Here is a 20,059-nt window from a genome sequence, read left to right as displayed (position 1 = left end):
GTACACGGGCGTCGGGGGCGGGCACGCGCCGGGCGGGGTGGTGGTGTCGGGGGGCGTGATCGCGGCGACCGGGGACCCGGCCACCCTGCGGGCCAGCTTTCCGCACGCCCGTGAGCGCCGGGCCGGGGCCGTGATCGCGCCGCCGCCGGTCAACGCGCACACCCACCTCGACATGAGCGCCTACGACTTTCAGGCGCTGCCCTACTTCCGCTGGCTGCCCGAGGTCGTCATCGCCCAGCGCGGGAAACGCGGGGTGCCCGGGGCGCTCGCGGGAGCCGCCGAACTCGCCCGGCTGGGGGTGGGCGCGGTGGGCGACATCGTGTGGGCCCCCGACGTGATGGACGCGCTGCTCCCGCGCGAGGACCTGACCGGGGTGCTGTATTTCGAGGTGCTGGGGACCTTTCCGGGGCGGGCCGACGCCATCTTCGCGGAGGTCCGGGAGCGGGTGGAGCGCTGGCGGCGGCTGGAGCGGCCCGGCGGATTGCGGGTGGGCCTCACCCCGCACACGCCCTTCACGGTGAGCCACCGCCTGATGCGGTTGACGACCGAGTACGCGGCGGGGGAGGGCCTGCCTCTCCAGATCCACGTCGCGGAGCATCCCGCCGAGCCCGAACTCTTCCGCACGGGCGGCGGGCCGCTGTGGGACCACCGCCTGCCGGCTCTCTACCCGGCCACCTTCGCGGAGGTCATCGGGCGCGAGCCGGAGCCGGACCTCACCCCGGTGCGCTACCTCGACGAGCTGGGCGCGTTGCGGGCGCGGCCCACCCTGATCCACATGGTGAACGTGACCCCGGAGGACATCGCGCGGGTGGCCGCCTCGGGCGGCGCGGTGGTGAGCTGTCCCCGGTCCAACGCGCACCTGGACTGCGGCACCCTGCCCTGGGGCGCGTTCGCGGCGGCGGGGGTGGAGGTCGCGCTGGGCACCGATTCGGTCGCCAGCGGCGGCAGCCTTGACGTGCGCGACGAGGTGGCCTTTGCCCGCACCCGCTACCCCACGCTCGACCCCCGCGTGATCGTCCGGGCCGCTGTCAAGGGCGGGCACCGGGTCACCGGCACGCGCCCACCCCTGCTGCGGCGCGGGGACGCCTGGGACGACCGACTGGTCTGGTGACGTGCTATGCTTCTGCGGTTGCCCGTCACGCACAACGACGTGACGGAGGAGGTTCAACATGAAAAAAGACATTCACCCCAAGGCCGTTCCCACCAAGATCATCTACCAGGGCAAGGTCGTCATGGAAACCCTCAGCACCCGTCCCGAGATCCACGTGGACGTGTGGAGCGGCGTTCACCCCTTCTGGACCGGCGAGGAGCGTTTCCTCGACACCGAGGGCCGCGTGGACAAGTTCAACAAGCGCTTCGGCGACAGCTACCGCACCAACCGGAAGAAGTAATCGCCGCCCCGCCAGGGGCCGAGCGAAGCGAGCAGCGAATGAACCCCCGGGCCGCCCCGGGGGTCTTCTTCATGGGAGAACTGCCCGGCGTGGTGGGGCGGCGTCTGTGCCCGCGTCAGGGCGTCAGGGTGAAGGGGATGAGCTGGCCATCGATCAGCCAGTGGTACGGCCCGGGCTTGAGGTGGGTCATCTTCGTGAGGGGGAAGCTGGGAAAGGTGAGCGTCTGCCCCGGCTGGATTAGGGCCGAGTTCAGTTCCTCGGTGCAGCCCACGCCGCTGTCTTCGGGAATCACGCGGCCCGTGCGGTCAGCCACGCGGACTGGGAGGCTGCTGCCGCAACTGTAGGGGAAGAGGAGCGGTGCCCCGGTGGGATTCGTGACGCGGACCTGGAGGCGCGGCACGACCTGATAGGGATCTCTGGCGGCCCGGACCGCCGCGAGGCTCACTGTACGCGGCTGCACGTCGAACCGCACGCGGGGCGTTCGCTCGTACTCGTAGGCGGATTCGACGAACTTCTCCACACCTGCCGCCCTCGCGATGGGCCGGAACACGCCCGCCGGGGCGTAGACCGTCACGCGGTTCAGGGTGGTGTTCACCCGCACGGTCAGGTTCGGGCTGCGTTTCTTCAGGGCCTGCGCCGCCTCGACCAACTGCACGCCGCTGTACCCCACAGGTTGAGAACCGCGCATGACCCCCTGTTTTCCCGTCCCGACCTTCTTCCAGAAGGGGTCCGATTGAAGCCAGCGCCGGGCCTGTTCCTCCCGGCCCGGAGTTGTCAGGGCCGGAACCAGCACCCTGGTCCCCTCGACCGGGACGAACGCCAGCCCCGCGAACCCGGGGACGGCGCGCGCGGCCCGCAGCAGGTGTGGCCACTGGTCCGGGGCCAGTTCGTCCACGCGGGACTCGGCGTGCGCCGCGCCAGCCAGCAGAAGGGACATCAGGAGGAGGGCGCGGCATTTCATGGGCCGAGGCTACCCCGCCCCACTGACCCGTGCGTGACCCCCAGCCTTCCCAGCCTGCTCCGGGGTGGCATACTTCCCCCCGTGCTGAAGTCCCCCTACCACGGCGGCCACCTCGAAGTCATCGTCGGGCCGATGTTCAGCGGCAAGAGCGAGGAACTGATCCGGCGGGTGACGCGGGCGGTGATCGCCCGGCAGCGGGTGGCGGTGTTCAAGCCCGCGCTCGACAGCCGCTACCACACGGCGCACGTCGCCAGCCACGCGGGCCGCAGTCTGGACGCCATTCCGGTCGCGGACGCTGCGGGCATCCGGGCGCACCTGCTGGGCGAAGGCGAGCTGCTGCCCGATCCGGGACGCACCCTGCCCGACGTGGTGGGCATCGACGAGGCGCAGTTTTTCGGGCCGGAGCTGGGGCCGCTGGTGCTGGACCTCGCGGCGGGGGGAGTGCGGGTGATTCTGGCCGGGCTGGACCTCGACTTCCGCGCCGAGCCCTTCGGCTGCATGCCCGACCTGCTCGCGCGGGCCGAGAGCGTGGAGAAGCTGACGGCCATCTGCACGGTGTGCGGCGCTCCCGCCACCCGCTCGCAGCGCCTGATCGCCGGAGAGCCCGCCCGGTACGACGACCCCGTCGTGCTGGTGGGCGCTCAGGAAGCTTACGAGGCCCGCTGCCGGGTGCATCACGCGGTGTATCCGGCCGCTCTGCCTGCTGTTTCCCCGCACGGGGCCGGGGTGCGCGGCACCTGAGCCCCCACCCCTGGGTCAGGCTTGACTAGAGCATTTGCCATAAGAATGCGGTGGGTTTCCGCATTCGTTGGCCGAGCGGAGCGAGCGAATTGAAGAGGAGCATTGGGCAGAATGGAGGCACCTGGGGCGCCCTTCCCCGGGGGCCGTAATTCTGTCAAATGCTCTAAAGTTCAGTCAGCCAGCTCAGGGCACAGGTCCTGCGGGAAGTCGCACAATGGGAGCAGATTCCCCCCGTCCCCCATTTGCCCCCGTCGCCGCCCGTCTGGAGGGCCTGCATGACCCACCCCGGTTCCGATTCCACCACTCCGCTGGGCTGGGAGGACACGGAGCGGACCCAGCGGCGGATGTTCGGGCAACTCGCCTGGGTGGGGGCCCTGGCCTGCCTGGGGACGCTGGCGTTTCAGTGGCCGACCCCCACCCCGCGTGACCTGATCGCGCTGCCGCTGCTGGCCGCGCTGCTGCTGGGGCTGCTGCTGGCGGTGCGGCGCGGCTGGCTGAGTCTGATTCCGGCGGCGCGGGCGGCGTTGCTGGGGCTCACGCTCTACTTTCTGGTGGGGCTGTGGCCCTGGCCGGGCAGCGGGGGCGGGCACCTCTCGCTGCTCAGCGAAAGCACCTACTGGTTTCCGGTGCTGTACGCCGGGGCCTTTTTGCTGTTCGCCCCGCGTGAGGCCCTGCGGTGGTCGGCGGTGACGTACCTGCTGGCGCTGGCGGTCTGCCTCTACCGCCTCCTGTGGGGACCGGAGGCCCGCAGCGTGGACCTCGCGGCGTCGGTGATCCAGTTTCAGATGGTCGGACTGATCATGATTCTGATGCAGGCGACCTTCGGAGCGCAGCGCGGGCAGCTGCTCGCCGCGCGGCAGGCGGCGCGGCAGGACCCCCTGACGGGCCTCGCCAATCGCCGGGCCGGGGAGGAACGGCTGGCCGAGCTCGCGCACGCCGGGCGGCCCTTCACGCTGGTGGTGTTCGACCTCGACCATTTCAAGGCTGTCAACGACACCCACGGACACGCGGTGGGCGACCGGGTGCTGCAGATGACGGCCCGGCTCTCGCGCGGGCTGCTGCCCCCCGGCGGCGTGGCGACCCGCTGGGGCGGCGAGGAATTCCTCCTGATCCTGCCCCCCCTGGAGCCGGGAGCGCTGCAGACCCTGCTGGACGCGCTGCGGGCGAGCCTGGCCCGCGAACGGGTGGACGGGGTCCGGGGGGTGACGGCCTCGTTCGGTGTGGCGGTCTCCGCCCCCGGTGAGCCGCCTGAACGGGTCGTCGCCCGTGCCGACGCCGCCATGTACGCGGCCAAGGCCCGTGGGCGCAACGGGGTGCAGCACGCCGAACTCGCGTCCGTGGACCAGTCCCTGCCGGTAGGAGACGCCTGACCCCGCCAGGCCCTTCGTAGAGCGCTGGACGAAGATGCTCGCCGGGTTGGTCTGGCCGCCACCTCATACGGGTCCCGTCCAATGCCTTTCCTTCCGGAACCCGTCGTTTCTCCATCTCGCCTCCGCTCGGACCTGAATCACTTCGTCAAGTCCGGCTGCGCCGCTGATCTTCCCAGTGCAGATCGAGCGTCACGGGGAAAGGGAGGGGCAGAGCCGCACTTGTTTTTCCTTCAAACGCGCTATGCCGAGCCGCGCACGATCAAGCGGGGCTCGAACCGGCGGGCGCGGGCCGGACCCCGGTAGCCGCCCAGCCGCCCCAGCAGCAGCCCCGCCGCCTCGAAGCCCATCGCCTCGACCGGCTGGTGCAGGGTGGTCAGGCCCCGGCCCGCCGCCCACGGCTGGTCGTCGAAGCCGATCACCCGCACGTCTTCCCCGATCTTCAGGCCCCGCGCGTGGACCTCGTCGAGCAGCGCCCCGGCCAGCAGGTCGGCCGACGCGAAGACCGTGCAGGGCAGCGCGGCCCCGTCCAGCAGGGTTGCGGCGACCGTGCGGGCGGCGGGAGGATCGAAGCTGGCGGTGAACTCGCCGCGCAGGGGCCGCCCCGCCGCCGCGAGCGCCTCCAGAAATCCGGCCCGGCGCTCCTCGAAGACGCGGGTGGTGAACAGCTGGTCGAGTTCGGTCTCGACCCAGACCGCGTACAGCTCGCCCGGCAACCCCGCCGCGTATTCCCCGGCGAGGCGCCCGCCGGTCACGTTGTCCATATAGGCGCAGTCCACGCCCTCGGTGTGGGCGTCGACCAGCACCGTGGGCTGCCCGGTGCGGACCCGGCGCTCGGCCAGCAGCGAGGTGAGGTTGTAGGTCGCCATCACCAGCCCGTCGGCCTGGTACGCCAGCGTGTGCGACCCCAGGTAGCGCTCCAGCCGCGAGCGGTCGAGCAGCGGAAAGATCGCCACGTCGTAGCGGGCGGCCTGAAAAGCACCCTCCAGCCCGTCGAGCAGCCGCACGTAGAACTCGGTGGTCACGACGGGCAGCAGCACGCTGACCGTGTAGCTGCGGCCCCCGGCGATGCGGCGGGCGTGCGGGTTGGGCGTGTAGTCGAGGTCGGCGATGGCCCGCAGCACGCCCTCGCGGGTGACGCCGCGCACCGAGGGGTGGTTGTTCAGCACGCGCGACACGGTGCCGACCCCCACCCCGGCCCGCCGGGCCACATCCTGAATCGTGGGTTTGCGCGTCACGTCGCCTGCCACCATAGCGCAGCCCGGTCGCCCCTTTCTGGCCCACCTGCCCCCGCCGGGTCCGGGGACAAAGGGCCGACCCCCCCCAGCCTAGACTGCGGGCCTTGCTGGCCCCTCCCCGTTTCCTCCCGCGTCCTTTTCCGGAGGTCCCCCAATCCTCATGTCCAGACCTACCCCCCTGCTGCTCTCGCTGGCGCTCGCCGCCGTCCTGATTCCCGCCGCCGCGATCCGGAGTCAGGCGGGGCAACCCCCGGCCTCTCCGGCCCATTCCACCCACGCGGCGGCCCCTCCGTCCTCCACCTCGGCCCGGCGGCTGCCCCTCACCGTGGGGGGGGCCAGCGTGATCGCCGTGCCGCCCGGCGCGTCCGAGACGAGCGCGGGCATGACCCTGCGGAACCCCGGCAAGACCCCCGTCGTGCTGACCGCCGCCCGCAGCCCGGCCGCCGAACACGTCATGCTGATGACCACCCGGCGCGACCCCCAGGGCCGGGTCGGGATGAGCGCGGTCAAGAGCCTGACTGTTCCGGCGGGCGGTTCGCTCGTGCTGAAGCCGGGCGGCAACCACCTGATGCTGATGAACCTGAAGCGTCCGCTGAAGCCCGGCGAGCGGATCGCGCTGGTGCTGGTCGCGCGGGATGGCCGCACCCTGAGCGTCTCCGCCCCCGTCCGCCTGCCCTGACCCACCGAGGAACCCTGCCCATGACTGACCCAACCCCACTGCCCCCCCCGCCCCGCCCGCGTCCCTGGTATCTCTCGGCGCTGCTGGCGGCGCTGGCGGTGGCGCTGGTGCTGGGCGGCGCGTGGGTGTATGCCCGCGTGCAGAGCCCCTTTCCCTACTACGGGACGGCCTACACGCCCCCGGTGGCGGCGGCGTCTTTCCGGGGCACCGACCAGAACGGTCAGCCCTGGACCTTCACGCCGGGCGGCACCGGCCGGGCGACCGCCCTCTTTTTCGGGTTCACCAAATGCCCTGCGATCTGCCCGCTGACCCTGGCGTACCTCGAACGGGCGCGGCAGGCGTTGCCCGCCGAGGACCGCGACCGGGTGGACGTGGTGCTCGTGAGTGTGGACCCGGGGCGCGACAGCCCTGGGCGCCTGAAGGCCTACGTCGAGTATTTCGGGGAGGCGACCGGGGTGCGGGTGCCCGAGCCCGCGCTCGCCGAGGTCGCCCGCGCCTACGGGGTGGGCTACCAGAAGGCCGACGTGAAGGGACCGGACGACTACCAGATCAACCACACCACCGCCACCTACCTGATCGACGCGGGGGGCAAGCTGCGCGTGCTGTGGGACTACACCCAGCTCACCGACGTGGAGCGGGTGGTGCGTGACCTCACGCACGTTCTGGAGAACCCGCTGCCATGACCCTTCCTTTAATGACCCTGGCCCCCGCCGACCTCAACCCCGGCCTCGCCGAGCTGCTGGCCCTGCGCTTCGATCCCCTGGTGTGGCTGCCCGTGCTGGCGGCGACGGCGCTGTACTTCTGGCACTACGTCCGCGCCCGCCGCACCCCGGAGGGCCGCGCGAACTGGCCGGTGTGGAAGACGGTACTCTTCGGCCTCGGCGTGGTGCTGCTCATTCTCTCTACCCAGTCGGCGGCGACGAACTGGACCCTCAACAGCATGGCCCTCTACATGGCCCGGCTGATGGTGCTGGCCGAGGTGGTGCCCCCGCTGCTGGTACTGGGGCTGCCGCGCGGCATCCAGATTGATCCGCGCCGCCCCTTCGGACGATTCCTGGGGGTGCTGCTGGACCCCTGGGTGGCGCTGGCGGTGTGGAGTGCGGTCATCATCTTCTGGAACGTTCCGGCCGGCTTCAACGCCTCGGTGGTCACCAACACGGCCGCCGCGCTGCTGCCCGCCCTGTACCTGCTGAGCAGCCTGATGGTCTGGAGTGTGGTGCTGCGGCCCCTGCCCACCGTGCAGCCCGCCCACATCGGCTCGCGCGGGTGGTTCGGGTTGATCGCCGCCCTGCCGATGATGGCGGTCGCCAGCGTGTGGCTGTACTCGCGGCAGGTGCTGTACACGCCCTACGTGGGGGCGCTGTGCCTGTGGGACCTCAGCCCGCTGCAAAACCAGCAGATCAGCGGCTGGATCATGATGCTGGCCGGACTGCCCGCGATGGCCCTGGCGCTGGTGCAGCTGATGATGTGGCTGATCAAGCTGGCCGACGGCGAGCAGGGGGGAACGCCGCCTGCGGTGGGGGACTGAACTTTCAACCAGAGTGAACAAAGCCCCGGCACCCGCTGGGGCTTCCTGCTTTGGCTGGTCGCTGGAAGCTGGCCGCTCTACCGCCCTGCCCGCTGCCGCGCCACAAATGCCAGAAACTCCGCCTGAGAGAGCGTGTTCACCACGTCCGCCGGGGTCAGACCGGCCTTGCGCGCCATCGCCACCCCGTAACGGGTGTCGCCCAGGCCGCCGGGCACGTGGGCGTCGGTGTTCACGGCGAAGGTCAGCCGCCCCCGCCAGCGCAGGGCGTCGCGCCAGTCGAGGTCCAGACGGTAGGGGTTGGCGTTGATCTCCACGACGGTGCCGTTCGCCGCGCACGCCTCCAGCACGGCGCCCAGGTCCAGCGCGTAGCCGGGCCGCCGCAGCAGCAGCCGTCCGGTGGGGTGGCCCAGGATGGTCACCAGGGGGTGCGAGGCCGCCCGCACCAGCCGCTCGGTCTGCCGGGCCGGGTCCAGGGTGAAGTGGCTGTGGACGCTCGCCACCACGTAGTCCAGGGTCAGCAGGTCCTCGTCGGGGTAGTCCAGCGAGCCGTCGGCCAGGATGTCCACCTCCGCCCCCGCGAGGATGGGCAGGCCCGCACCTTGCAGGGCACGAATCTCCTGCACGTAGGCCCGCAGCCGCTCCAGGCTCAGGCCGTTGGCGTAGCTCGCCGCCCGCGAGTGGTCCCCGGTGCCCAGGTAGGCGTGCCCCAGCGCCCGCGCCGCCGCGACCATCTCCGGCAGGGTCGCGCCGCCGTCCGACCAGACCGAGTGGGTGTGCAGCATCCCCCGGAGGTCCGCCACCGTGAGGAGTTCTTTGGGCGCGGGCAGCGTCTCCCACAGTGCGTCGTGCTCCGGCTCGCGGTACTCGGCGGGGCGGAGGGGGAGGCCCAGTTCACGGGCCACGTCAGCCTCCGTCGGGGTGGGAAGCAGGGGCTCGCCGCGCCTCAGCCCCCGCCCGCTGAGGTCAAAACCCTTCGCCCTGGCCCCGGCCCGCAACGATTCCCGGTAGGCCGTGCTGCCGCCCAGCATCAGATCCAGGGCACCGCGCACCTCGGCGGGAGCGTACCCGACCTCCACCGGAACGCCGTCCACCCGGCCCGCCAGAAGGGGCTTGCCCTCCAGCGGGGCGAGGCCCTCCACCACGCTGCCCAGTCGCTCCTGCACGTCGTCCGCCGTCCCCGTCACCGTCACCCGCGCCGTCCGCACCGTCTCCAGCCCCCGGCGCGCGTCCCCGGCGGGGCGGGGGTCGAGGCCGTCCAGCCGCGCGAGCAGCCCCTCCACCACCGCCCGCCCGGTCGAGAGGTGCTGGCGGTCCTGTGCCCCCAGCGCGAACTCCACCGCCTCCAGAATGGTTCCGGCACTCCTGGCCCCGAAGCCCTTCAAGGCCGCGACCCGGCCGTCGCGGGCGGCCTCGCGCAGCCCCTCCAGCGAATCGATTCCGGCGTCCCACAGCGCCCGGATCTTCTTCGGCCCCAGCCCCCGCACCCGAAAGAGGCCCAGCACCCCGGCGGGCACCTGCGAGGCGGCGTCCTCCAGCGGCCCGAAGCTGCCGCCCCGGGCGTAGGCGAGCAGCTCGGCGGCGATGCCCTTGCCCACCTTCGGCACCCCCGCGAAACCGGAGGCGAGCAGCGTGGGTACGTCCACGTCCAGCGCCTCCAGGCTGCGGGCCGCGCCCCGGTACGCCTGGGCCCGGAACGGCTCCTCGCCCAGCACGTCGAGCAGGTCGGCGGTGCTCTTGAGGGCCGACACCAGCGCCCCCCGGGTGACCTCAGCCACGCGCCTGCCTCCCCGCGAAGGTCACGACGCGCCCGCCCGCCTCCGCGAGCTGCGCCAGCGCCTCCCCGAGGCGGAAGCCCACCTCGCCCGGCGCGTGCGCGTCCGAGCCGAGCACAAACGGGATGCCCCGCGAGGCCGCCGCGCGGGTCAACTCCGGCGAAGGGTACGCCTCCGCGACGGGCTTGCGCCAGCCCGCCGTGTTGAAGTCCAGCGACAGGCCCAGCCCGGCCACCACGTCCAGCACGCGCAGCAGCGCCGAGTCGTCCGGGGCGCGGTGCCCGAACTTCTTGGGCAGGTCGAGGTGCCCGATGGCGTCGAAGAGGCCCGTCCGAGCCGCTCCCTCCACGAGCGCGGCGTAGTGGCGGTAGAGCCCCCCCAGGTCGCGGTCCCCGTACTCGGCCACGAACTCGGGGTTGTCGAAGCCCCACGCGCCGAGGTAATGCACGCTGCCGATCACGTAGTCCCAGTCGTGCGCGGCGAGAATGCGCTCTACATAACGCTCGGTGCCGGGGTGGAAGTCGGCCTCCAGCCCCAGCCGCACGTCCAGCCGCCCGGCAAACTCGGCCTGGACCTCCCGCACGGTGTCCACGTATTCGTCCAGTTGGTCGAGCCGCATCCGCCACGGCGCGTCGTACCACGCGGGCATCGGGGTGTGGTCGGTGAAGCACAGCCCGGCGAGGCCCGCGTCCAGCGCCGCCTGCGCGTACTCGCGGGGATGCCCGGTCGCGTGATTGCACAGCGGCGTGTGCGTGTGCGAGTCGTGGAGGGGAGGGGAAAGGCTCATGGGAGACAGGCTAGCGTTCCCCGGCTTTGCGGCGTCCGCCCAGCACATGCAGCACCAGCCCCGCCAGCACCAGCCCGGCCCCCAGCAGCTTGAGCGCGGGAAACGCCTCACGGTAGAAGACGGCGCTCGCCAGCATCCCGAACACCGGCACCAGCAGCGAGAGGGGCGCGATCCGGGCCGCCCCGTGCCGCTGAATCAGCAGGCTCCAGACCCCGAAGCCCAGCACCGTGTTGCCCAGCCCCATGAACAGGACGGCGGCCCAGAACGTGGCCCCCGACCCCGTCAGCGTGCCCACCACCGCGCTCCAACCTTCGGTCAGCACGGCCAGCCCCGCGAGGGGCAGCGGCGCGATCAGGCTGCTCCAGACCACCAGCGCGAACACGTTGGCCCCGCCCGACGCCCGTACCAGCAGGTTGCTGACCGCCCACCCCAGCGCGGCCACCAGCGTGAGCCCCAGCCCGATGGGGGTCACGTCCCCGCCCGAGGCCGTCCCGATCACCGCCATTCCCCCGAACGCCAGCGCCATGCCCAGCATCTGTGGCGGCGTGATGCGCTCCCCCAGGAAGCGGGCGGCGAGCAGCGCCGTGAAAAACGCCTGCGTCTGCATCAGCAGGGACGCGACCCCCGCGCTCATGCCGAGCTGCACCGCCAGGTACAGCAGCCCGAACTGGACCACCCCCACCGCGAGCCCGTACCCCCACAGAATTCGCGCGGAGAGGCGCGGGCGCGGCACCAGCAGCACCGCCGGAAACGCGGCCACCGCGAAGCGCAGCGCGGCGACCAGCAGCGGCGACGCCTCCGCCACCGACCACTTGATCACCACGAAGTTGACCCCCCAGATGAAGGTGATCAGCAGGGCCAGAAGCAGGCTGCGGGCGGGCAGGGGAGAGGAGGCGGGGGGCATCGGCTCCGGAGTGTACGCCGGGGGCGGAAGGGAGGCGCGTCGGGCAACCCCTCAGAGCTCCCCTGGGGAGAAGCCTTCGCAACACACGAGCATGGGAGGACGTTCCTCACGAAAGCCTCCCTTTCAAGGGGAGGTGCCCCGGAGGGGCGGAGGGGTTGGCCGGGGCCAGCAACCCCACGGCTTATCCACTTATCCACAAGGCGTCCGCCTCCGTTCTGCATCTTCTTGCAGCGCCGCGTATACTTACTCGCCATGACGCTGGACGCCCCCGCCCGCCTGACCCCCGATACCTTGCCCGCCCCGGTGATGGCCGGGCGCGATTTTCTGAGCAACCTCGACATGACGCCCCTGGAATTGCGGACCGTGCTGGACACCGCCCACTCCATGCGCCGGGGCGAGTGGCGGGACGTGAAGCCGCTGGCGGGCCTCAGCCTCGCGCTGGTGTTTGAGAAGGCCAGTCTGCGGACCCGCACGACCTTCGACGTGGGCATGTATCAGCTCGGCGGGCACGCGATCACCCTCAGCAACCAGGAGATCGGTCTGGGCACCCGCGAGCGCGTCAGCGACGTGGCCCGCAACCTCGAGCGCTGGGTGGACGGGGTGATGGGCCGGGTCTACCTCCAGCAGACGCTTCAGGAACTCGCCGACCACGCCGCCATTCCGGTCATCAACGGCCTGAGCGACATGCTGCACCCCGCGCAACTGCTCGCCGACTACCAGACCATCGAGGGGGAATTCGGCACCGACCTGAGGGGCCGCCGGGTCGTGTATATCGGCGACGGCAACAACCTCGCCAACAGCCACATCCACCTCGGTGTTTTGACTGGCACAGACGTGACCATCGTGACCCCGGTGGGCTACGAGCCGAACGCGGGCGTGCTGATGGACGCGGTGAAGGCGGGCGTGCAGGTGACGCTGACGAACGACCTCGCCGCCATCGAGGGCGCCGACGTGCTGTACACCGACGTGTGGATCAGCATGGGTCAGGAGGCCGAGGCCGACATCCGCCGCCGCGCCTTCCGGGGCTATCAGGTCACGCCCGCCATGCTGGAGACCATCGCCCCGCACGGCATCTTCCTGCACTGCCTCCCGGCCCACTACGGCGAGGAAACCGTGCCCGAGGCGACCGAGCATCCCAAGAGCCGCGTCTTCGATCAGGCCGAGAACCGCCTGCACGCGCAAAAGGCGCTGCTCTATCACGTCATGGGCGAGATGAAGCCGCGCTGGTGAGAGAATCGGGCGCATGAACGACGTGGAATGGCTCGACCTCGTGAACGGGCGCGACGAGGTGATCGGCAGCGTGACCCGAGACGAGGCGTGGACGCGGCGCCTTCCCGTGCGGGGAGTCAATGCCTTTCTGATCAACTCGCGCGGCGAGCTGTGGATTCCGCGCCGCACCGCCACCAAGCGGATGTTTCCCGGTTGCCTCGATATGAGCGTGGGCGGCCACGTGGAGCGCGGCGAGAGCTACGAGGCCGCCTTTCGCCGCGAGACCCGCGAGGAACTGAATCTGGCCGTGGAGACGCTGCCCTGGCGGGAGATCGGCGCCTTTACCCCACGCGATGCGGGCCTGAACATCTTCATGCGAGTCTACGAACTCCGCACCGATACGGCCCCGGCCTACAACCCCCACGACTTCAGCGGGGCCGAGTGGCTGACCCCCGCCGCCCTGCTCGCCCGCCTCGCCGCAGGTGACCCGGCCAAGAGCGACCTCGCGCCCCTCGTGCGCCTGTGCTACGGAGACCACCTGACATGACACTGCCCCGCATCTTTATCGACGGCGAGGCCGGAACCACCGGCCTGCAAATCCGCGCCCGGCTGGAAGGCAGAGGCGACCTCCGCCTCCTGAGCATCGACCCCGCCCGCCGCAAGGACCCCGAAGCCCGCCGCGAGCTGCTCAACAGCGCCGATGTCGCCGTCCTGTGCCTGCACGACGACGTGGCGCGGGAGGCCGTGGCGATGATCGAGAACCCGGCGACGCGCGTGCTGGACGCGAGCAGCGCCCACCGCACGGCCGGGGGGTGGGCCTACGGGTTCCCCGAACTGACCCGGCAGAGCCGGGGCGAGATTCGCGCCGCCCGCCACGTCAGCAACCCCGGCTGCTACGCGACGGGGGCCATCGCCCTGCTGCGCCCGCTGACCGACGCGGCGCTGCTGCCCCCCGACTACCCCCTCAGCGTGCAGGGCTTTTCCGGGTACTCGGGCGGGGGCCGGGCGCTGGTGGACGCGCACGAGGGGCGTGCCCATCCCGATGAACCCGGTCACCCGATGGCGGGGCCGTTCAAGAGCTATGCCCTGACCCTGACCCACAAGCACCAGCCCGAGATGGCCGCGCACGCTGGACTGAGCCAGCCGCCCCTGTTCACCCCCCACGTCGGCGGGTGGCGGCAGGGGATGCTGGTGCAGATTCCGCTGCATCTGGGGCCGCTGGGCGTCACGGCGGCGCGGCTGCACGAGGTGCTGGCCGATCATTACGCCGGGGAGCGCTTCATCCGGGTGATGCCCTTCGAGCGCGGCCAGCCCGCCGACCCCATCCTCGACCCGCAGGCGCTCAACGGCACGAATGAGCTGGAACTCTTCGTCTACGCCAGCCCCGGCGGGGACCACGCCCTGCTCGTCTCCCGGCTGGATAACCTCGGCAAGGGGGCGAGCGGTGCGGCCGTGCAGAACCTCGACGTGATGCTGGGGCTGGAGGGGGCGGGGCACCGCTACGGGGTGGCGGAGGGGGTGTAGGAGAATCGCCATCGGGGCCGGGCTTTGCCCTACCCTGCGGGCATGGCTCGCCGTCCATCCCAGTCCACCTGGCCCGATCCCACCCCGGAGGCCGAACCCCTGACCTGTGCCCTCTGCGGGCGCGAAACTCCTACGCTGACCCAGCACCACCTGATGCCTGTCTTGCAGGGACGCCGCAAGGGCCTGAAAGTACAGGACCTCCCCACGGTGGGGCTGTGTTCGGCGTGCCACGGGTACGTGCACAGCACCTTTTCCAACGCGGACCTGTCGGGGCCCTACAGCACGCTGGAGGCCCTCACGGAACACGAGGGCGTGATCCGCTTCGTGAAATGGGTTCGCAAGCAGCCCGAGACCAAGGGGGTCAAGGTCAAGTAACGGCCGCCCGCTTGCAGGCTCCCCACCGGTTACCCGGCCGAACGGGGTTCAATCCTCCGCGAGGTGCGACACCACCCGAATCTCCCCGTAGCTGCCCTCCTGCTCCACGCTGAAGGCCCCCTCCTTCACGCCCTCCAGCAGGGCGGCGAAGTAGGTCGTGCGTTCGCCCCAGTCCCCGGCCGGGACGCCCCCGAAGGTGAAGGTCCGCAACCGCCGCCCGAAGGCCCGCAACGCCCCCAGCGCGTCGGCCAACGTCAGGCGCTCGCGCGAGAGCAGCGGCACCTCGACCTGCCGCACGGCGTTCTGCGCGGCCTTCACCAGCCGGGCGAGGCTGCGGGCGGGCTGGGCGGGGCGCTTGCGGCGGGGGAGGTCCAGCGGGACGGCACGCCCGGGAATAAGTCCCTCGCGCTCGCGGCGGCGGGCGGCCAGGAAGCCCACCAGCGCGTCGAGTTCGGCCAGGGCTTCGACCCCTTCCACCAGATCGTCCAGCGGGTCCGTGTCCCACTCGCCCTCGGGGGAGGGGTCGGGGTCGGGCGCGGGCAGCAGCAGCCGCGCCTTGAGCGCGATCACGCCCGCCAGCGCGGGGAGCGCCTCCGGGTGTCCCTCGACCCCCTGCGCCCGCGCCCACCCCAGCACCTCGCGGGTGAGAGCAAGTAGCCCCACCTCGCCCGGTTCCACCCGGCCCGTCCGCAGCGCCGAGGCCAGCTCCGCGAGGCTGCCCTCGAAGGCCGGGAGCCGCACGACGAAGCTGGCGGGGAGGGGTGGGGCGAGGGCCGTCATGCCTCTGTGCGTCAGCCCGGGCGGGACTTCAGGAAGCCGACCTTCTCGCGCACTTCCTCCATGACCGGGCGGGCGATCGCGCGGGCTTCCCTTGCCCCCTGCTCCAGCGCGTCGCGCACGAGGTCGGGGTCCGAGCGCAGGTCGGCGGCCCGCGCCTGAAGGGGCTCCAGCTCGCGCCGGACGCCCTCCATCAGCATCTTCTTGCAGTCCACGCAACCGATCCCGGCGGTGCGGCAGCCCGCGTACACCGTCTCGATGGTGGGCAGGTCGGAAAAGAGCTTGTGGTAGTCCCCGATCAGGCACCTGTCGGGATCGCCGGGGTCGGTGCGCCGGACGCGGGCGGGGTCGGTGGGGGCCACCCGCACCTTCTGCCAGATGGAGTCCAGCGGTTCCAGAATCCCCAGCGTGCTCGTCTCGCCCTTGCTCTTGCCCATCTTGCCGTGGCCGTCCACGCCGGGAATCCGCAGGGCGTCTTTGGCATACACGGCCTGCGGCTCGGGGAAGGTCTCGCCGTAGGCGTGGTTGAACTTGCGGGCAATCTCGCGGGTCAGCTCGATGTGCTGGGTCTGGTCCTCGCCGACGGGCACGGTGTCGGCCTTGTACAGCAGGATGTCGGCGGCCATCAGCACCGGGTACATCAGCAACCCCGCCGGGATGCTTTCCAGCTCCGCCGTCTTGTCCTTGTACTGGGTCATGCGCTCCAGCTCGCCCACCGGGGTCAGCGCCGTGAACACCCAGCTCAGCTCCTGATGCTCGGGCACCTGCGACTGCACGAAGAAGGTGACCCTGGAGGGGTCGAGGCCCGCCGCGAAGTTGGCGACCGCCATCTCGAAGGTGCGCTCGGCGAGCCGGGAGGGGTCGTGGGCGGCGGGGTTGGTGATGGCGTGCAGGTCCACCACGCAGTAGATGGAATTCTTGCCATGCTCCTCGCCCAGCCGCACATAGTTCTTCATGGCCCCGAAGTAGTTGCCGATGTGGGGGTCCCCGGTCGGCTGGATTCCTGAAAAGACGCGCGGCATATCGGGGGATTGTAGCGGGCCGGGGCCGGAACCCGCCTGCGCTGTCTGGCGGAGCAAGGGGCAGGGGCGGCCCCCCGTCCGGAGAGTCGCCCCTGCCCCTTGCGTTTGGCCCATGCGCTTGGCCTGTGCGCCTGCCCTGAATTACTCGGTGGCCGGGGCCTCGGTCTCGGCGGGGGTGTCGGTCTGCGCCTCGCCCTCGCTCCCGTCGGGCGTTTCCGTCTGGTCGGCGGGAGCGGCCGCGTCTTCCGCGTCGCCACCCTCCTGAGCCGCGCCCTCCCCCTCGCCCTGGGCCTGTCCGGGGGCGGCAGGGGGCGGAGCGGCGGCGGCCACACGCTTCTCCTGCGCGTCCAGCACAGCCTGCAGGTTGTTCTTGGGCTCCAGTTTGGCGACCTCGTCGGTCAGGAACTTCTGCCCGGCTTCCGAGCGCTTGGTCGCCAGGACCTGCTCGCGAATCTGGTCGCGGACCTCGGCCAGCGGCTGCACGACGGCAGGCTGCAGCCCGGTCACGTAGGCGACCACGTAGCGCTCGCCCACCTTGACCACGTCGCTGACGCGGCCTTCCCCGGCGGCCCTCAGGTTCTCGGCCCCGAAGACGGCGGCCTCGACCTCCTCGCCCAGGGTGCCGCTTCCGGCGGTGACCTCGCCGCGTTCGGAAACGGTACCGCCCGCGCGGGCCGCCGCACGAACGGGGTCGCCGCCCGCGAAGCTCTGGCGGAAGGCGCTGGCCTTCTGCTGGTCGGCGAAGCTCACCTCGGCGACGGTGGCGCTGGCCGGGGTCTCGAACTGCGAGCGGTTCTGGGTGTAGTAGGCCCGGACCTCGGCGTCGGTGACTTCCACGTCCCGCCCACCGTAGGCCACCAGCCCGGCGGCCTGCTCCTGACGGGTGCCGGTCAGGGGCAGCTTGAGGGTCTGCGCGACCTGCGGGGCCGCGTAGGTCTGGATCAGCTGCTCGGTGATCTGCGGCTTGAGCAGGCTGTTGACAAGCTGCCCGGCCTGCTCGGCAGGCACCTGCCCCAGCAGCGAGGCGAACTGCTCGTTTTGCACGACCTGCTCCACCACCGCCGAGTAGGGAATCTGCTGCCCGGCCACGCTGGCGACCGCCGGGTTCTCGGTCTTCCAGTTGGGGTCGCTGGCCTCCACCTTGATGTCCTGTTCGATGCGGCTGAACCACTCCTCGACGGCGCGGTTCTTCTTCTGCTCGGCGACCGTCTTCTGGGCGTCGGCCCTGGCCTGCTCGAAGGGCTTGACGGCGGGCGCGAGGTAGTCCTCGACCTGCACGATGTAGAACTTGCCGCCGCTCTCCACCACATCGGTCACGCCGCCCCCCGTCAGCGCAAAGGCCGCCGCGCCGACCTCGCTGGGCAGCGCGACCTGCGCGACCGGGCGGGGCTTGCCGTTCTCGATGGGTCCCAGGGCGCCGCCCCGGTCCCCAAATTCCGTGCTGTTCGCGCTTGCCAGCTCAGCGAAATCTGCCCCACCGCGAATCTGGCGCAGCAGGCCCTCGGCCCTGGCCTTGTCGGACACCACGATCTGACGGCCCACGATGCGGGCGTCGCTCTGGTAGCTCTCCGGGTTCAGGTCGTAGTGCAGCCGCACCTCGGCGTCCGTGGGGGCGGGAGCCGCCTCCTTGATCTGGTCGACCTTGCGGTTCACGGCCAGCTGGTCGCGCACCTGGGTGCGGAAGGCGGCGTCGGTCAGGCCCAGGCCCTGCAGGGCGTCGGTCCAGGCCTTGTTGTCGGTCAGGCTGTTGGCCTCGCGGATCTTGTCGACCTCCGCGTTCACGTCCGCGCGGCTCACGTTGATGTCGCTCGCCGCCTGCCGCAGCGCGACCTGCCGGGCCTGCTGGGCGACCACGTAGGTCTTGAAATCGTCGGCCAGCGGTCCGCTCTGCACCCCGGCCAGCCCAGGACTCTGCTGTTCCAGCGACTGCTGCAGCGCGGTCAGCTCCTGCACGCTCACGGTCTCACCGTTGACGGTCATGGCCGGGGTTCCCTTGTCCCCACCGCCGAACAGCGAGCCCACGTTGGGCGTGAACTGGTAGGCCATCCCGACCACCAGCAGCAGCGAAAGCACGCCCAGCAGGATGTTGAGGGCTTTTTTGTTCTTCACTTGATCTCCTTATGCGAAGGTGCTAGGTTACCTGGGCTATGCACTCGTAGCTCAGGTGGATAGAGCGTTGGCCTCCGGAGCCAAAGGCCACAGGTTCGAGTCCTGTCGAGTGCACCACATCCGCCCAGCGTCCTGCGGGCACCCAGACGCCACCCTGCGGGGTGGTGTTTTTGTCTTGGCCCGCTCCCGTTCATCTGGCGGGAGAGGGTGGAGGTCCGGAAACACACGCGGGCGAGTCTAGCATGTTTGCCCAAGGTCGCATGAAGCCAAAAACGTCGGCGTGGGCGCAGTTTTCCCGGTTCCTCTCATGCCCGGTGTACCCTGGGGACATGGACCTGCTTTCCCTGCTGACCCGCCTCCCCGGCTCCTACGCGGGGCCCACCCAGCCTGAACCCGGCCCGCACGGGCTGATCGGGGTGGGGGAGGGGACGCTCGCCGCGCACCTTGCCGCCACGCTGATTCCCGCCACCCTGACCCGCACCGGCACGCAGTTTGTCGTCTCCAGCGCCGACGCGCAGGGCGCGGCCCGCGACTACGCCGACCTCGCCGAGGTGGCGGGAGCCGGGGTCCGCCGCATCAGCACCGGGGGCGTTCCCGACGATGTGGACGTGCTGGTGCCGGGCGGCGTGCTGACGGCCTACCACGCGGCGCAGTACCTCGCCCACGCCTCCGGCCACGCGCGGGAAGCGGCCGAGGCCGAGGCGCTGCTCGCCACGCTGCGCGACCAGTGCCTGCCGGAAATCCTGGAGGGCAACCCCGCCCGTGACCTCGCGTGGTCGCTGTGGGGCCGCACCCCGCTGCTGCTCGCCGCTCCCGACGCCGAGGCGCTGCCGCACGCCTGGCAATCGCTCCTCGCGCGGGTGGGCAAGACGCTCGCCGTGCCCGTGCTGGGCGACCCGCTGGCGGTGGCGACCGGGGCCTTCGAGGCCCAGCACGAGAAGGGGGACGCCAAGGTGGCCCTGATCCTGGGAGACGCCGACCCCGCCCTGCACGTCGTGCGCGAGGTGCTGGAATCGCGGATCGACGAGGTCCTGCACGTGCCCTTTCCCCAGAGTGCGGGTCCGCAGGGCGAGGGCAGCACCCCTCCCAGCGGGTACGCGGGCAGCCTCGCCCTGTGGTACTTCGGCGCCTGGGTGGCGGCCTACCTCGCCGAGCGCTACGGCGTTCAGCCCGGCGACCTCCCGGTCCTGGCCCGCGCCCAGTCGGCCCTGGCCGGGGAAGAGGACCCCGACGCCCTCGGCCTGGGCCGCCCGGAGGACGTGCGCCGCACCCGCGTGGAGGATGTGGAGGATGAGAGCGCCGGGGACTTCGCGGACGACTTCGGCGACGGGGCCGATCTGGACGAGGAGTGAGGGCCGGAGGGCGGGGTACAGGAGAGTCCCCGCCCTCCGGGGCAAGAAGGGTGCGGACAGGGGTGCGGTCTTCCGGTGTGGTGCCAACAGGAAATCGCGTGCAGGGCGCAGATAACCTTTCTCCCTGCAACGTTTGAGGTGCAACAGTGAAAACGCTGTGTGGGTGTGGGGGTTGGCGGTCGGAGCTCGCCTTCGTGTTGGACGGCAAAAAGAGTTCTGTGGTCCTCGTCCAACCTGCAAGGCACATCCAGCGTTTGCGGGAGGGGAGGTATGCAGGGGGGTGGACGGCCACCGTTTCCTCCTGCTCGCCCGGATCGGCGGCA

At 71.2% G+C, this 20,059-nt stretch carries 20 protein-coding genes and 1 tRNA gene; 13 read left to right on the top strand and 8 right to left on the bottom strand.

The window, feature by feature from the left end:
• Both QOL99_RS01245 and rpmE read left to right on the top strand, forming a co-directional pair.
• Positions 1–1,111 (top strand): amidohydrolase family protein (locus QOL99_RS01245; RefSeq protein WP_285520794.1); only part of this gene is annotated, 1,111 nt, incomplete at its 5' end.
• Positions 1,112–1,169: 58 nt separating this feature from the next.
• Positions 1,170–1,391, top strand: coding sequence for a 50S ribosomal protein L31 (gene rpmE, locus QOL99_RS01240; protein ID WP_285520793.1), 222 nt, complete (start codon positions 1,170–1,172; stop codon positions 1,389–1,391).
• Positions 1,392–1,506: 115 nt separating this feature from the next.
• Here rpmE and QOL99_RS01235 read toward each other — a convergent pair whose 3' ends face one another.
• On the bottom strand, positions 1,507–2,352 hold the full coding sequence (locus QOL99_RS01235; RefSeq protein ID WP_285520792.1) for a hypothetical protein: 846 nt from the start codon (positions 2,350–2,352) through the stop codon (positions 1,507–1,509).
• 81 nt (positions 2,353–2,433) lie between these two features.
• Between QOL99_RS01235 and QOL99_RS01230 the strand changes: the two genes are divergently transcribed.
• On the top strand, positions 2,434–3,093 hold the full coding sequence (locus QOL99_RS01230; RefSeq protein ID WP_285520791.1) for a thymidine kinase: 660 nt from the start codon (positions 2,434–2,436) through the stop codon (positions 3,091–3,093).
• Between the two features lie 275 nt (positions 3,094–3,368).
• Positions 3,369–4,463, top strand: a complete 1,095-nt coding sequence (locus QOL99_RS01225; protein ID WP_285520790.1) for a GGDEF domain-containing protein — start codon at positions 3,369–3,371, stop codon at positions 4,461–4,463.
• A 239-nt stretch (positions 4,464–4,702) separates the two neighbouring features.
• Here the strand turns inward: QOL99_RS01225 and QOL99_RS01220 are convergent, their stop codons facing one another.
• Entirely contained in the window at positions 4,703–5,713 is a 1,011-nt protein-coding gene (locus QOL99_RS01220) for a LacI family DNA-binding transcriptional regulator (protein WP_285520789.1), read from the bottom strand.
• Between the two features lie 145 nt (positions 5,714–5,858).
• Here QOL99_RS01220 and QOL99_RS01215 point away from each other — a divergent pair, with 145 nt between their 5' ends.
• The 3 genes from QOL99_RS01215 to QOL99_RS01205 are packed head-to-tail and all read left to right on the top strand — an operon-like array spanning position 5,859 to position 7,905.
• Positions 5,859–6,377 carry a copper chaperone PCu(A)C gene (locus QOL99_RS01215; RefSeq protein ID WP_285520788.1) on the top strand — a complete coding sequence of 173 codons (519 nt, stop codon included), beginning with the start codon at positions 5,859–5,861 and terminating at the stop codon, positions 6,375–6,377.
• A 20-nt stretch (positions 6,378–6,397) separates the two neighbouring features.
• The gene (locus tag QOL99_RS01210) at positions 6,398–7,060 is read left to right on the top strand and encodes an SCO family protein (protein WP_285520787.1); all 663 of its coding nucleotides are present in this window, start codon (positions 6,398–6,400) and stop codon (positions 7,058–7,060) included.
• On the top strand, positions 7,057–7,905 hold the full coding sequence (locus QOL99_RS01205) for a cytochrome c oxidase assembly protein (protein ID WP_285520786.1): 849 nt from the start codon (positions 7,057–7,059) through the stop codon (positions 7,903–7,905). The genes QOL99_RS01210 and QOL99_RS01205 overlap by 4 nt, the downstream gene beginning before the upstream one ends.
• Before the next feature lie 77 nt (positions 7,906–7,982).
• On the opposite strand, the gene QOL99_RS01200 is transcribed toward QOL99_RS01205, so the two are convergent.
• Genes QOL99_RS01200 through QOL99_RS01190 form a run of 3 tightly spaced genes read right to left on the bottom strand, consistent with a single transcriptional unit; the run spans position 7,983 to position 11,347 of the window.
• Positions 7,983–9,680 carry a DNA polymerase/3'-5' exonuclease PolX gene (locus tag QOL99_RS01200; RefSeq protein WP_285520785.1) on the bottom strand — a complete coding sequence of 566 codons (1,698 nt, stop codon included), beginning with the start codon at positions 9,678–9,680 and terminating at the stop codon, positions 7,983–7,985.
• Complete coding sequence (locus tag QOL99_RS01195) at positions 9,673–10,464, bottom strand: histidinol-phosphatase HisJ family protein (protein WP_285520784.1); 792 nt, start codon at positions 10,462–10,464, stop codon at positions 9,673–9,675. The genes QOL99_RS01200 and QOL99_RS01195 overlap by 8 nt, the downstream gene beginning before the upstream one ends.
• 10 nt (positions 10,465–10,474) lie before the next feature.
• Positions 10,475–11,347 carry an EamA family transporter gene (locus QOL99_RS01190; protein WP_456318837.1) on the bottom strand — a complete coding sequence of 291 codons (873 nt, stop codon included), beginning with the start codon at positions 11,345–11,347 and terminating at the stop codon, positions 10,475–10,477.
• Between the two features lie 273 nt (positions 11,348–11,620).
• Between QOL99_RS01190 and argF the strand changes: the two genes are divergently transcribed.
• The 4 genes from argF to QOL99_RS01170 are packed head-to-tail and all read left to right on the top strand — an operon-like array spanning position 11,621 to position 14,476.
• Positions 11,621–12,598, top strand: a complete 978-nt coding sequence (argF, locus tag QOL99_RS01185) for an ornithine carbamoyltransferase (protein WP_285520782.1) — start codon at positions 11,621–11,623, stop codon at positions 12,596–12,598.
• 13 nt (positions 12,599–12,611) lie between these two features.
• A complete protein-coding gene (locus QOL99_RS01180) occupies positions 12,612–13,124 on the top strand; it encodes an NUDIX hydrolase (protein ID WP_285520781.1) in 513 nt (170 codons plus the stop codon).
• On the top strand, positions 13,121–14,101 hold the full coding sequence (argC, locus tag QOL99_RS01175) for an N-acetyl-gamma-glutamyl-phosphate reductase (RefSeq protein WP_285520780.1): 981 nt from the start codon (positions 13,121–13,123) through the stop codon (positions 14,099–14,101). Before QOL99_RS01180 ends, argC begins: the two co-directional genes overlap by 4 nt.
• 42 nt (positions 14,102–14,143) lie before the next feature.
• The gene (locus QOL99_RS01170; protein ID WP_285520779.1) at positions 14,144–14,476 is read left to right on the top strand and encodes an HNH endonuclease; all 333 of its coding nucleotides are present in this window, start codon (positions 14,144–14,146) and stop codon (positions 14,474–14,476) included.
• Positions 14,477–14,524: 48 nt separating this feature from the next.
• Here QOL99_RS01170 and QOL99_RS01165 read toward each other — a convergent pair whose 3' ends face one another.
• From QOL99_RS01165 to QOL99_RS01155, 3 genes are all read right to left on the bottom strand, one after another.
• Complete coding sequence (locus QOL99_RS01165; RefSeq protein ID WP_285520778.1) at positions 14,525–15,256, bottom strand: segregation and condensation protein A; 732 nt, start codon at positions 15,254–15,256, stop codon at positions 14,525–14,527.
• An 11-nt stretch (positions 15,257–15,267) separates the two neighbouring features.
• On the bottom strand, positions 15,268–16,275 hold the full coding sequence (gene trpS / locus QOL99_RS01160; protein ID WP_285520777.1) for a tryptophan--tRNA ligase: 1,008 nt from the start codon (positions 16,273–16,275) through the stop codon (positions 15,268–15,270).
• 141 nt (positions 16,276–16,416) lie between these two features.
• Positions 16,417–18,384 carry a peptidylprolyl isomerase gene (locus QOL99_RS01155; RefSeq protein WP_285520776.1) on the bottom strand — a complete coding sequence of 656 codons (1,968 nt, stop codon included), beginning with the start codon at positions 18,382–18,384 and terminating at the stop codon, positions 16,417–16,419.
• A 40-nt stretch (positions 18,385–18,424) separates the two neighbouring features.
• Here QOL99_RS01155 and QOL99_RS01150 point away from each other — a divergent pair.
• Both QOL99_RS01150 and QOL99_RS01145 read left to right on the top strand, forming a co-directional pair.
• A tRNA-Arg gene (locus QOL99_RS01150) sits at positions 18,425–18,501 on the top strand.
• 212 nt (positions 18,502–18,713) lie between these two features.
• Complete coding sequence (locus QOL99_RS01145; RefSeq protein ID WP_285520775.1) at positions 18,714–19,736, top strand: SIS domain-containing protein; 1,023 nt, start codon at positions 18,714–18,716, stop codon at positions 19,734–19,736.
• Positions 19,737–20,059 lie beyond the last annotated feature (323 nt).

The organism is Deinococcus rhizophilus, from assembly GCF_030271215.1.
GTDB lineage: Bacteria > Deinococcota > Deinococci > Deinococcales > Deinococcaceae > Deinococcus > Deinococcus rhizophilus.
This window is presented reverse-complemented; position numbering and strand designations above follow the sequence as displayed.

What these genes read in the sequence shown, in the direction of transcription:
- rpmE (WP_285520793.1), top strand. Translation starts at nt 1,170, where the DNA reads ATGAAAAAAGACATTCACCCCAAGGCCGTTCCCACCAAGATCATCTAC.
- QOL99_RS01235 (WP_285520792.1), bottom strand. Translation starts at nt 2,352, where the DNA reads ATGAAATGCCGCGCCCTCCTCCTGATGTCCCTTCTGCTGGCTGGCGCG.
- QOL99_RS01225 (WP_285520790.1), top strand. Translation starts at nt 3,369, where the DNA reads ATGACCCACCCCGGTTCCGATTCCACCACTCCGCTGGGCTGGGAGGAC.
- QOL99_RS01220 (WP_285520789.1), bottom strand. Translation starts at nt 5,713, where the DNA reads ATGGTGGCAGGCGACGTGACGCGCAAACCCACGATTCAGGATGTGGCC.
- QOL99_RS01215 (WP_285520788.1), top strand. Translation starts at nt 5,859, where the DNA reads ATGTCCAGACCTACCCCCCTGCTGCTCTCGCTGGCGCTCGCCGCCGTC.
- QOL99_RS01210 (WP_285520787.1), top strand. Translation starts at nt 6,398, where the DNA reads ATGACTGACCCAACCCCACTGCCCCCCCCGCCCCGCCCGCGTCCCTGG.
- QOL99_RS01205 (WP_285520786.1), top strand. Translation starts at nt 7,057, where the DNA reads ATGACCCTTCCTTTAATGACCCTGGCCCCCGCCGACCTCAACCCCGGC.
- QOL99_RS01195 (WP_285520784.1), bottom strand. Translation starts at nt 10,464, where the DNA reads ATGAGCCTTTCCCCTCCCCTCCACGACTCGCACACGCACACGCCGCTG.
- argF (WP_285520782.1), top strand. Translation starts at nt 11,621, where the DNA reads ATGACGCTGGACGCCCCCGCCCGCCTGACCCCCGATACCTTGCCCGCC.
- QOL99_RS01180 (WP_285520781.1), top strand. Translation starts at nt 12,612, where the DNA reads ATGAACGACGTGGAATGGCTCGACCTCGTGAACGGGCGCGACGAGGTG.
- argC (WP_285520780.1), top strand. Translation starts at nt 13,121, where the DNA reads ATGACACTGCCCCGCATCTTTATCGACGGCGAGGCCGGAACCACCGGC.
- QOL99_RS01170 (WP_285520779.1), top strand. Translation starts at nt 14,144, where the DNA reads ATGGCTCGCCGTCCATCCCAGTCCACCTGGCCCGATCCCACCCCGGAG.
- QOL99_RS01165 (WP_285520778.1), bottom strand. Translation starts at nt 15,256, where the DNA reads ATGACGGCCCTCGCCCCACCCCTCCCCGCCAGCTTCGTCGTGCGGCTC.
- trpS (WP_285520777.1), bottom strand. Translation starts at nt 16,275, where the DNA reads ATGCCGCGCGTCTTTTCAGGAATCCAGCCGACCGGGGACCCCCACATC.
- QOL99_RS01145 (WP_285520775.1), top strand. Translation starts at nt 18,714, where the DNA reads ATGGACCTGCTTTCCCTGCTGACCCGCCTCCCCGGCTCCTACGCGGGG.